General features: G+C 67.4%; 8 protein-coding genes and 1 pseudogene. 3 read left to right on the top strand and 6 right to left on the bottom strand.

Annotated features, from left to right (window positions below; translation table 11 throughout):
* The first annotated feature begins 156 nt into the window (after window positions 1-156).
* Entirely contained in the window at window positions 157-1,089 is a 933-nt protein-coding gene (locus tag ACFVW8_RS36140; RefSeq protein WP_389697729.1) for an NmrA family NAD(P)-binding protein, read from the top strand.
* Window positions 1,090-1,204: 115 nt separating this feature from the next.
* On the opposite strand, the gene ACFVW8_RS36135 is transcribed toward ACFVW8_RS36140, so the two are convergent.
* Together ACFVW8_RS36135 and ACFVW8_RS36130 are read right to left on the bottom strand one after the other, a co-directional pair.
* Window positions 1,205-2,200, bottom strand: a complete 996-nt coding sequence (locus ACFVW8_RS36135) for an amidohydrolase family protein (RefSeq protein ID WP_389697727.1) — start codon at window positions 2,198-2,200, stop codon at window positions 1,205-1,207.
* A gap of 37 nt (window positions 2,201-2,237) precedes the next feature.
* Window positions 2,238-2,831, bottom strand: a complete 594-nt coding sequence (locus ACFVW8_RS36130; RefSeq protein ID WP_389697725.1) for a nuclear transport factor 2 family protein — start codon at window positions 2,829-2,831, stop codon at window positions 2,238-2,240.
* Window positions 2,832-2,903: 72 nt separating this feature from the next.
* On the opposite strand from ACFVW8_RS36130, the gene ACFVW8_RS36125 reads away from it, so the two are divergent.
* A complete protein-coding gene (locus tag ACFVW8_RS36125) occupies window positions 2,904-3,800 on the top strand; it encodes a LysR substrate-binding domain-containing protein (RefSeq protein WP_389697723.1) in 897 nt (298 codons plus the stop codon).
* 165 nt (window positions 3,801-3,965) lie between these two features.
* Here ACFVW8_RS36125 and hisC read toward each other — a convergent pair.
* Window positions 3,966-5,098: pseudogene (gene hisC, locus ACFVW8_RS36120) on the bottom strand (histidinol-phosphate transaminase).
* Window positions 5,099-5,839: 741 nt separating this feature from the next.
* A complete protein-coding gene (locus ACFVW8_RS36115; RefSeq protein WP_389697721.1) occupies window positions 5,840-6,904 on the bottom strand; it encodes an amidohydrolase family protein in 1,065 nt (354 codons plus the stop codon).
* Window positions 6,905-6,973: 69 nt separating this feature from the next.
* On the opposite strand from ACFVW8_RS36115, the gene ACFVW8_RS36110 reads away from it, so the two are divergent.
* Window positions 6,974-7,507, top strand: a complete 534-nt coding sequence (locus ACFVW8_RS36110) for a MarR family winged helix-turn-helix transcriptional regulator (protein ID WP_389697719.1) — start codon at window positions 6,974-6,976, stop codon at window positions 7,505-7,507.
* A gap of 43 nt (window positions 7,508-7,550) precedes the next feature.
* Here ACFVW8_RS36110 and ACFVW8_RS36105 read toward each other — a convergent pair whose 3' ends face one another.
* Together ACFVW8_RS36105 and ACFVW8_RS36100 are read right to left on the bottom strand one after the other, a co-directional pair.
* Complete coding sequence (locus ACFVW8_RS36105) at window positions 7,551-8,594, bottom strand: hypothetical protein (RefSeq protein ID WP_389697717.1); 1,044 nt, start codon at window positions 8,592-8,594, stop codon at window positions 7,551-7,553.
* A gap of 631 nt (window positions 8,595-9,225) precedes the next feature.
* Entirely contained in the window at window positions 9,226-10,077 is an 852-nt protein-coding gene (locus ACFVW8_RS36100; protein WP_389697715.1) for a TetR/AcrR family transcriptional regulator, read from the bottom strand.
* Between the last annotated feature and the right edge of the window lie 591 nt (window positions 10,078-10,668).

Genomic DNA, 10,668 nt, shown 5'->3' with positions numbered 1-10,668 from the left:
AGCCGATGTCCTCTTTGCGATGCTCCGCGACGGCACCTTCTACGAGCCCCAACCCGCCCGATCAGCTTGACCAAACCCATAGGGGCACCCCCCCGGAGCACGCACGCTTCCCGGGGGGACCCGGCCTTTGCCGAACGGCCGGCCAGCAGCTCCGTCATGCCGCGCATCGGAGTGAGGACATCGTCGGGCGAGCTCTCAACGAACGAAAGCACAAAAGGGGATGGTTTCGTGATACTGGTTACCGCGGCTAACGGCAATCAAGGAAAGTTCTTGATCCCGCGACTCCTGACTGCCGGGCAGAAACTTCGTGTTTGCGTACGCTCCGAGGAATCAGCACAGTCTCTTCGTTCGGCCGGCGTGTCCGATGTCATTGTCGGGGACATCACCGAGCCCGGCGTAATGACGTGCGCCATGCGCGAGGTGGAGAAGGTCTATTACGTCGGACCGACTCTCCACCCCAAGGAACGCGAGATGGGCTTTGCGGCTATCGACGCCGCACGTGAATCCGGCGTGGAGCACTTTGTGTTCAGTTCGGTGCTTCATGCGATTCTCACCGATCTCACCCAGCATGAGATCAAACGCGATCTCGAGGAATACTTGCTTTCCTCCGGCCTGGAGTTCACAATCCTCCAGCCCGCCAACTACATGATGCGTCACAGGCTCAAGCCTGCGGTGGAGCAAGGCGTTTTCCTCCTCTCCTGGGCACTCGATCGATACCAGTCGATGGTCGATCTGAGCGACGTGGCCGAGGTAGCCGCCGCTGTTCTCGCCGACAGCGAGAGCCACGCAGGGGCGACCTATGAGCTGGTCGCCCCTGGGCGCTGCACGGCACACGACCTCGCGCAGATCGTATCCGATGTGCTGGGCCGCAAGGTGTCTGCCCAGCACATCGATGCCGACCAATTCACAGCAGCATCTCTCGGAGCTGACCACGAAACCCGCTTTCCGTACCACACAGACGCGGCACGAGCAATCAGCAGGCGCTACAGCAGTCACGATTTCATCGGAAACCCCAATGTGCTCACGTGGCTACTCGGTCGAAAGCCGACGAGTTTCAAGCAATTCGTTCAGCGCGAACTCGAGCTCTAGCCGGCCATGCGCTATACACATGTCGATGGCCGACACCGAGTTGTCCGGTCATCGGCTGACCGCTGAAGCGTTGCCGTACCTCCGACCCTCTCCCCCGTATTCCGTCCGGGTCGGGTCAGAGGCGGAGGAGGCGTTCGGCGTTGCTGTGGGCGATGGCGTGCTGGGCGTCCTCGGAGAGTCCGGAGTCGGCAAGGAAGGCGCGGGATCCGGCATTGCCGACGAACGGGTAGTCGACTGAGTAGATCATGCGGTCCGTACCGAGGAGGTCGGTGCAGAAGCGCAGATGAGGAGCGGTGAACATGCCGCTGGGGGTGTAGTAGGTGTTCTGGCGGACGTACTCACCCATGGTCCGGTCGAGGCCGGTGGCCTTGCGTGGCAGGGCTTCGTCGAGACGGTCCAGGTACCAGGGGACAGCCTCGCCCCAGTGGCCGAGGACGAACTGCAGCTCGGGGTAGCGGTCGAGGACGCCGCTGAGTACCAGGTGGACGAAGTGGATGCCGGACTCGTTGTGCCAGCCCCACGCTGCCGTCGCGAACCGAGTGGCGACCACCTGGTCCAGGCCGGCCTCGTAGTTGTCGGCAGCGGTGACGCGGGTCGGCGGGGCGGGGTGGAGGTAGACGGGCACGCGCAGTTCGGCGGCGGTGCGCAGGATCGGGGCGAAACGCTCCGCGGAGAGGAACTCGTCGTCGGTGCGGCCGTGGATGAGGGTGCCGACGAAGCCCAGTTCCCGCACCGCGCGCCGGAGTTCGTCCGGGGCGTGCTCGGGGGCGGTGGTGGGCAGGGACGCGAAGGCAGCGAACCGGTCGGGGTGGCGGACGCAGGCTGCCGCGAGGCGGTCGTTGACGTCGCGGACCAGCGCCGGTGCCACGTCGGCGGGCAAGTACTGCGTGGTGAGGTTGGACAGCACCTGCATGTCGATGCCGTCGGCGTCCATGGCGGCGAGCCGGCCCTCGTCCAGGTCTTCCAGCACCTCGGCCGACGGGCTGTAGGGCAGGCCGCTCGCCGGGGCGTAGGACGCAGCAAAGCCCGGGCTGACCCCGGCCGTTTGGGCGGCGGACGCCTTGGCCACACCGACGTGCAGCGTGTGTTCCTCAATGGTGATCAGCTTCATCGTGTTCCTCGGTTTTCCTCGTTCGCCGCAGTGGCTGTCACTTCTCGGCCTGCTCGTACAGCCAGGCGAAGGCGGACTCCTTGATGTCGCGCTCCAGGTCACTGCCCTTGGTCGCGAAGACCCGGCTCACCGGGAATCCGCCGGCCTCCAGCAGGTAGGCGAGGGCGGCGTACTCACGCGGGTACCGGGCAACAATCTCCGCGTCGATGTCGACGATCCCGGCAGGGAAGGTGAAGGTGCCGAAGTCGTAGATGCTCTTGCGGTCGCTGATGCGCCACACCCCGTCCCGCTTCTCCAGGCGGTCGATGAAGCGGTTGTGACCGTTGCAGCCGAGGTGGAGGTCGACGTTCTCTCCGATGATGACGGCGTTGGTCTCGCTGACGGCGCGGGTACCGTCGGCGGAGAAGGTCACCACAGGGGCGGTGATCAGGTGCTTCGTGCGGAAGGAGGAGGCTCCCATCCGGGCGGAGGCATCCACGAACTCGTACGCCGGCCCCTCGAACCAGGTGATCTCGATCCGGCCGTCGGGGTGGAAGAGGCCCTTCAGCCGTTCCCACTCACCAAGGTCCCGGTGGATCCACCCGGTCATGAGATCGGCAATGTCCTGTCGGTCCTGAGATGTCACGTTCATGCGTCCAGCGTGCGTTCACCTGAGCGATGGGTCCAACCGAAAGATACGATCAACCGATCGATAACAGCGATGATGAGTGAGAGGTGGCCGGTGGAGCTGCGGCACTTGCGCTATTTCGTCGCCGTTGCCGACGAACGGCACTTCGGCCGGGCCTCTGCCCTGCTGCACGTCACCCAGTCCACTCTCAGTGCCCAGGTGCAGGATCTGGAGCGTGAGGTGGGCGGACGCCTGTTCACACGGACGAGCCGACGCGTCGAGTTGACCGAGGCCGGCGAACTGCTGCTTCCCGAGGCCCGACGTGCCCTGGCGCAGGCCGGCCGGGCGTTGCAGGTCGCCCGCCAGTCGGTGCGCGGCGAGACGGGGGCGGTGCGGATCGGGTTCTCCGGCGTCGCGGTGCTCCAGGGCGTCCTCTCCGACGACCTACGCGACTTCCACCGGGCGCACCCCCGGGTGGGGCTCACCCTGACCGAGCTTCCACCCGCCGCCCAGATCCAGGGGGTACGCGACGGCTCACTCGACATCGGCTACTGCCCCGACCTCGGCCTCGGTGACACCGACGGCCTGCACGTCACCCGCCGCGCGCTCACCCCGCTGTCCGTCGCTCTGCGCTCCGACCACGCACTGGCTTCCGCCACCGCAGTGACCACCGCTTCTCTGGCAGCCCACGACCTCATCATCTTCGCGAGCCGTGAGGAGGACGAGACCATCCTCTCCCGGCTCTGGCCCGCCCCCGAGGAGGACCGCTCCCGGGTCCGCCTGGTCGGCAGCACTCTCGGAGTCCTTGCCCTCGCCTCGGCTGGTGCGGGCGTGGCCCTCGTCCCCACTGCGACGGAGCGCATCACCCTGCCGGGCCTCACCTACCGGCCCCTGCACGGAGCGCCGCCGGGACCTGACCTGCTGGTCCTCGGCCGGCATGACGAGACATCGGGAGCGGCCCGCGCCTACCTCAGCAACATCCCCACGCCGTGACCCACCATCGGTCCCATGCTGCGATCTGCCGCGATAGTTCGTGGAGGTGCTGCCGCAAGCCCGACGCGGGCAGCCGCCCGGTCTCGTGGGGCCATGAACTTGCCGCAGGACGAGCAGGGGTAAGGCTCCCTCGCTCGCCTCAAGGCCTCTTGTGCTGATCGCACCTCAAACGCGAGATGTGACCGGGGGCTTTCGGCGGAAGCGTGCGGCCGATGTCACAAAGGCGTCGTTTGCCTGCCGGTCTCCGATCGTGACCCGCACACCGACCTTGCCGTGGGGACGCACGGTCACACCGGAGTCTTGGCAGTGTTCGGCAAAGGCGCCGGCCTGATCACCGAGGCGAAGCCAGAGGAAGTTGGCCTGGCTGTCGGGAGGAGTCCAGCCCTGATCCAGCAGGCGCTCTCGGACGCGTCCTCGTTCTGCGATCAGTTCGCCGACCCGTTCCATCAGTGCGGTCCGCCGGTCGAGAGAGGCGATCGCAGCGGTCTGCGCCACCGTGGAGACGCCGAAGGGGACAGCAGTCCTGCGTAGCGCGTCGGCGACCGGTTCATGGGCCACCGCGTAGCCGATCCGCAACCCGGCCAGACCGTATGCCTTGGAGAACGTACGCAGCGCCACAACGTTCGGCCGGTTGCGGTAGAGGTCCAGCCCGTCGGCGCTGTCGGGGTCACTGGTGAACTCTCTGTACGCCTCGTCCACGACGATCACCACGTCGGTTGGCAAGCGGTCCAGGAACGATTCCAGAGCATCTCGCCGCAGTGCCCGGCCGGTCGGGTTGTTGGGCGTGCACACGAACACAAGTCGGGTACGGTCGGTGACCGCCTGCGCCATGGCGTCGAGGTCATGCGCCTCACCGCGGGTGAGTGGCACTTCCACAGCATGTGCCCCGAAGAGGCGGGTCACGATGGGGTAGGACTCGAAGGACCGCCAGGCGTACACGACTTCGTCGCCCGGGTCGGTGGTGATCTGCAGGAGCTGCTGCAGCAGCGCGCTGGAGCCGGTGCCCAGAGCTATATGACAGGCGGGAACCTCGAGGTGTTCCGCCAGTCGTCCGGTGAGCTCGGTGCCGTGGAGATCCGGGTACCGTTCATCTTGGCGGCGGCGGCGGTGACGGCCTCCAGCACGCCGGGAAGCGGGGGGTAGGGATTCTCGTTGGAGGACAGCTTCCAGCCTGCGGACGCGGCCGGTTTGCCGGGCACGTAGGCCGGGATCGTGTCGAGCATGGCGCGCAGCCGAGGTGGAGGGCCACTGCCGGCGGGGGCACGGGTGGCTGCCTCGTGCGTGCTTGCGCTGCTCATGCGGTGTCCGTTTCTGCTGCTCTGGCCAGTCGGCTGTATTGCGGCGGATCGCACGTAGCGGTTCCGCGCCGGTGCGGCACCGCGGTGGGCGACGCCGCCTGCGGGCTCTTCCCTCCTGCTCGCACCGGGAGGAACCCCGCGGTGTCCAACCATGCGAGCAGTTCATCGTGGAAAGCCTGCACGTCGTCGATGCGGTCGTCTCCGAGGAGGTCGTCGCCGATGGTGTATCCCTGGCTACGGAGGTAGTAGGTCAGGAGCGCTTGGCTGGTGCGGGTTCCCTCGATATCGGAGCTTTGGATGTTCTCCGCGCCGCCGGGGAAGGCGGAGGCGAGGGTGTCGCGTTCGGGGTGTCGCGTTCGTAGATGGCATCCATACGCTGGACCTGCCAGCGGCCCTCGCGCCTGGTGGCCGGTAGTTCAACCGCCTACAGGAGACCAGATGCGTCGGAACGCCGTCGGTCCGGACCTGGAACTCCACCCCGCCGGACGCGATGGCACGGTCAGCCCGGACGGGGACGGCGGGCGGGGAGAGCCGGTGCGCGGCTTTGCCGCCCTGCACACTCATGCCCTGCGACGCCGTGCCGAATCCGGGCCCGTCACCGGTGTACCAGGACAGGCTCACGCGTGACTCGGGGGGCGAAGGCCGCGCGCATCTGGTCACACCAGCCGCGGTCCCCGCGGTCCCGGCCCTGCCGTTCATGGAGGATGGTCTGTTCGATCTCCGTGACGTGTGTGCTCATGCTCATCGGACACGCTCCCCGGCGATCCAGACGCCGACGATGTTGCGGGTCGCGGTGATGTTCGCGGTCGGGTCGCCGTCGACCAGAACGAGGTCGGCACGCCTGCCCGGTTCGATCAAGCCGCGGTCGTCGAGGCCGAACGTCTGTGCCGCAAGGACGGTTGCTCCGCGGAGCGCTTCGAGAGGAGTGAGTCCGGCCTCGACCAGCAGCTCCATCTCGCCGTGCAGGGACTCGCCGTGATTCACCGCGAACGGGGCGCCCTCCGCGGAGTTCGCGTCGGTGCCGACCAGGATCGGGATGCCGGCGCGGTGGTACTTGGTCACCGTGTCGCGAGCGTGCTCGTACCTACGCGCGCTACCGGGCGCCGAGGCCATGCCCTGCATCATCGACAGGGTGGGAGAGGAGATCATCCCGCTGGTCCGCATGCGGTGGACGGTCTCGTCGTCGAGGACGGCGTCCAGGGGGGTGTGCGTGCTGATGTCGGAACCGGCTTCGACCGCGACACGCAGGGCGCCGGCGGTGACCGAGTGCGCCACGACCAGGAGCCCCTGCTCGTGTGCGGAGGTGACGACCGCGTCGACGGTCTCCTGGTCCATGCCTTCCGGCGGCGCCGCCTCGGTGACGATCTTGATGTAATCGGCGCCATCGGCAACGCGACGCTCCACGAACGCGCGCGCCTCCTGGGGAGACTCGACGATGCCGTCGACAGGGAACGTGGGCATCTTGGCGTGAGCTCCGCCGGCGCCCACCGCGGGTGTCGTCGCGCTGAGGATCTGCGCCACGCCCGTCTGCGCGCGCATCCCGGTGACAAACGGAAGCGGCCAGGCCGCCATGTCCAGGCCGGTCGTGACACCCCACCGCGCCAGATTCTCCAGGTCCTGCCGGCCGAGTACGTGCATATGTGTGTCGATCAGGCCCGGCAGCAGTGTCTTGCCCGTGCCGTCGACCACCACGTCCGGGGTTCCCGCGGCGACGATCGCCGCTCCCTCGACATACACCCGCCGGGGCTCCGTCAGGCCCTCGCCCGTGAACACACGGACGCCGTCGATCGCAGTGACAGTTGCCATGTGAAGATTCCTTTCTGAATACCTTTCTTAAAAGCTATCACGGAAACTTCACCCCTTACAGTGGGACCCATGACCGCCGACCGAGTAGACAGCTCCAGCGACGAGCGCCTGGCGCTGACGTTCTCGCAGCACGTCGTGCGACTGCAGACCGCCTTCGAACAGGCCATCGCCCCCGCCCTGGCGGCCCAGGGCCTTACACCCGCGGAACTCGACGTGCTCGCCGCACTGCGTTCGGCCGGGACCCCGTACCAGCGCCGACCCAAGGAACTGGCTGCCCATCTTCTGCTGACCACCGGCGGGCTGAGCAACGTCCTGCGCCGGCTCGACACACGCGGGCTCGTATCCCGCGTCCCCGACCCCTCGGACGGGCGAAGTCACAACGTCCAGCTGACACCTGCGGGAGTGACCACCGCCGAGGCCGCCACAACCGCGGCGACGACCGCGCTCCAGCGCACACTGACCGCCGTACCGGCCGCGACACTGGAGCACACGCTGCATCAGCTGCGATCGATCCTCGGCGCTGTCGACGGCACTCGAACCGCGCTGCCGGCTGTCCGGTACCTCCCGGATGATCCCGGGCCTGGAGTGCCGACCGCCGGGTAGCCCTGTTCGAGGTCGCATCCAGGCCCAGCGGTGAGCGAGCGGGTCACCGGCCCTGGGCAACAGGCTCCATCTGCGGGCCGGCAGGGGCCGACTGCCGCACGACAGCGGATCCGGAGTGCGTGGGGCGCCGTCCCCGCCGGCCGGCGATGAGGGCGAAAGCGACGCCGAGGATGATCCACCCGGTGAGGACCAGGGCGGGGAGGCCGGCCGTCGCGCCGTCGAAGAATGCGTTGGTCCGCAGGAGACTGCCGGCCGCCCCCGGCGGGAGGAGCTGACCGAGGGACGCCCAGCCCGTGGGCAGCCAGTGAGGGCCGGTGGCGAGACCCGAGAGAGGGTTACCCAGGAGCATCATCAACGCACCGCCAAGGGCGAAACCAGCCATGCCCAGGAGGGCCTGCAGCCCAAGCAAGGTGGTGGACATGGCGGTCATTCCGAGGATGACACCGAAAGCATTCATCCAGTAGTCACCACCGATGGAGCCGGTGGCGAATTGAAGGACCGCCGCGACAGCGGCACCCGCCACCAGGGAAAACAGAATGGCTCCGGCGAGACGGGTACGCAGGCCACGGTGTCCGGGGAAGACGCCGCTCAAGATCAGGGCGGGGAAGATTCCACCGAAGATCATGGGCATCAACGCCGCCGTGAGGCCGGAACCACGAGGGTCGTCCGCGGTGAAGGGCACCACATCGTGGACAGCCAGTGCATCGCCCTGCTTCTCGACAAGCATCTCGCCCAAAGCAGTCAGGGCGCTGGTCGCGGAGGGGGCGCCGGCTGAAGCGGTGTAGACGTCGAGCTTGCCTGCGTGCAGCACCAGGCCGCCGATGACGCCCTGGCCCTCGACAGCCCCCTTGAGCTCCGACGCGCTGGCGTACACGTCCAATTCCCAGGCATCTCCATCAAGACCTCGCTGAAGGTCCTGCACAGCCTGTTCGGTTCCGGTGACGCCGATGGGAATGCCGTGAGGACCGCTGTTCAGCGAGGGCAGCGCAAAGGCACACAGCATGGCGGTGATCAGGGCTGCCAGGCCGAGGACAACGATGACCAGCTTGCGGTGCGTGTTCGTGGACGTGGGGGCGGAGTTGCCCATGAAGATCATTTCCGATCACCCGTCCCGCCTGCGAGCAGGACGGTAGGAGTCGTGGCTGATATCGGGCGGCGACGCGGGAGACGCGGAAACGTCACGGCATGCCACACGCCAACTTTGATACTTGATTACAACCTACGTACACATGTGTGTCAATTCCGTAGGCGAAGGCCCACACTTGCACCTCGGCTCCACCGCAGCCCGCCGCGGACCCGCTAGCCCGCCACGCGAACAGGGAGCACGCCAGCACGTCGCCAACGTGCTGGGATCCGGTGCGTACAGGGTCGGTCTCGCCCGCGCGGGCAGCGGCGCAGGAGGCGTGGGCCGCCCCTGTGCTCGACGCCGTCGCACGCCTGAAGATCGACGCGCAGAAACCCGGCCCGTCCGGAACAGCCCGACGGATGCCGGAAATGAGGCCGGTCCAGACCGGGAGCACCTCGCCCTCGAAAAGAGGTGCAGTGCCGCCCTCCAGGAGGGCGCTCGGGCGGGCAGCGGGAGGACGCACCACGTCGCGCTGCGGTGCGACGCCTCAGGCGGGTCGGGCTCCGCAGTTCCGAGTGCACACCGAACCGACCGCCGGCCGGAGACCAACACGGGCAGCCCGCGACGCAACGTCCACCACCTCGAACCGCCGTCAGCCCGTGGGCTGCTCCCGCAGGCGCTCGCCATCCGCCGACGGCAGGGCGACAGCACGAAGGAAGGCTTGCGCAAACGTCTCGATGGCCTCGCTCTTCGTGGTCAGGTACTCAGCGGCGACCTGGCCAGTCACGGGGCGCAGCAGGAAGTGCAGGAGCAGCGGGCTGACCATTTGCTGAATCAACAGCATCAGGGGGAGATCGCGGATTCGCCCAGCGGCCACTTCCGCGGCAAGCCACTGGCCCAGGCCGGCCAGCATTCGAGGAGTGAGGTTTTGGAAGGCGAACTGAACGCTTGCGTCCCCCGGACGAGCGAAGACCTCGGCCAGCAGGGCCGGAAGCACTCGCGGTTCACGCTCCATGGCGTCACCTAGCACTCGATAGAGCTGATGAACGGTCCCCGCGAGGTCGCCGTGCGGTCCGGCCAGAAAGGCCTCGACGTCGACGATCGGACTGTAGCGATCGAACACCGCACGCAGGAGTTCATCACGGCCCCCGAACGTAACGTAGAGGCTGGGCACCGAACACTCCGCTGCGGCCGCCACTCGCTCGAACGTCACCTTCCCCAGGCCTTGCCCACTGATCAGAGCACCTGCGGCCTCGATCGCACGCTCCTTGACCGGCTTCCGGCCTCCGAGGTCGACGCCGGCCGCACGCAGAGCCTCGTCCAGGGAACGCCGACTGCCACCCAGCCTGCGCAACAGCGTGCTGCGGGACATCCCCGCTTCCTGAGCGATGTCCCGCAGAGTCACGTCGGCCGGCGGTACGTCACGTTCACCCGCGGCCCGCAAGGTAGCGTCGACGATCTCTCGCGGGACGGGGCCTGTCGTCGACTCATCGATACGTGACATGTTGTCAACTTTAGCCTATATCCACATGCCAGACCATTGAGTCGACCACCTTCCCAGCCCGCCACACCGGCCACCCCCGTGCATACCCGCCGACTCGCGGTCGTCCGACACCACTGCACGGACATGCGACGAGGCCAAACCGTGGCGCACGCCTGGACTGATACGCGACTACACAGTAAGTTAATGCGAGTGTCACGCATCAGCGGGCGTACGTCGCCCCCGTGCAGTGCGCCCCGCAGCTGGCGGGAGCACCCGCACCGGGCACTGAACGCAGGTGCGGACATCGCCCAAGAGACATCGGCGCTTTCGAAGCGCCCGAATGGGGACATCGACCGAACGGCAGCCGTTGAGAACAACATCTCGCGCGCCGCGAAGGAGCTGGGCGAGCGGTTCATTCCGCACCGCGCAGGGACTTGAAGGAGAGCGAGTAGGCATGTCTGCAGCACGCGACGACGGCGCGATCGGTGTCAGCGCCACGGTGGCCGACTCCGAGCGACGGCGGTTTGCACCGCCTGCCGATCTGGCCGCGAACGCCAACGTCACTGCCGAGGCGTACGAACAGGCCGATGCGGACAGGCTGGGCTTCTGGGC

It is taken from the genome of Streptomyces sp. NPDC058221, from assembly GCF_042882365.1.
Classification (GTDB): Bacteria; Actinomycetota; Actinomycetes; order Streptomycetales; family Streptomycetaceae; genus Streptomyces.
Note: the sequence above shows the minus strand (reverse complement) of the source record. Positions and strands in the feature narration are given on the sequence as shown.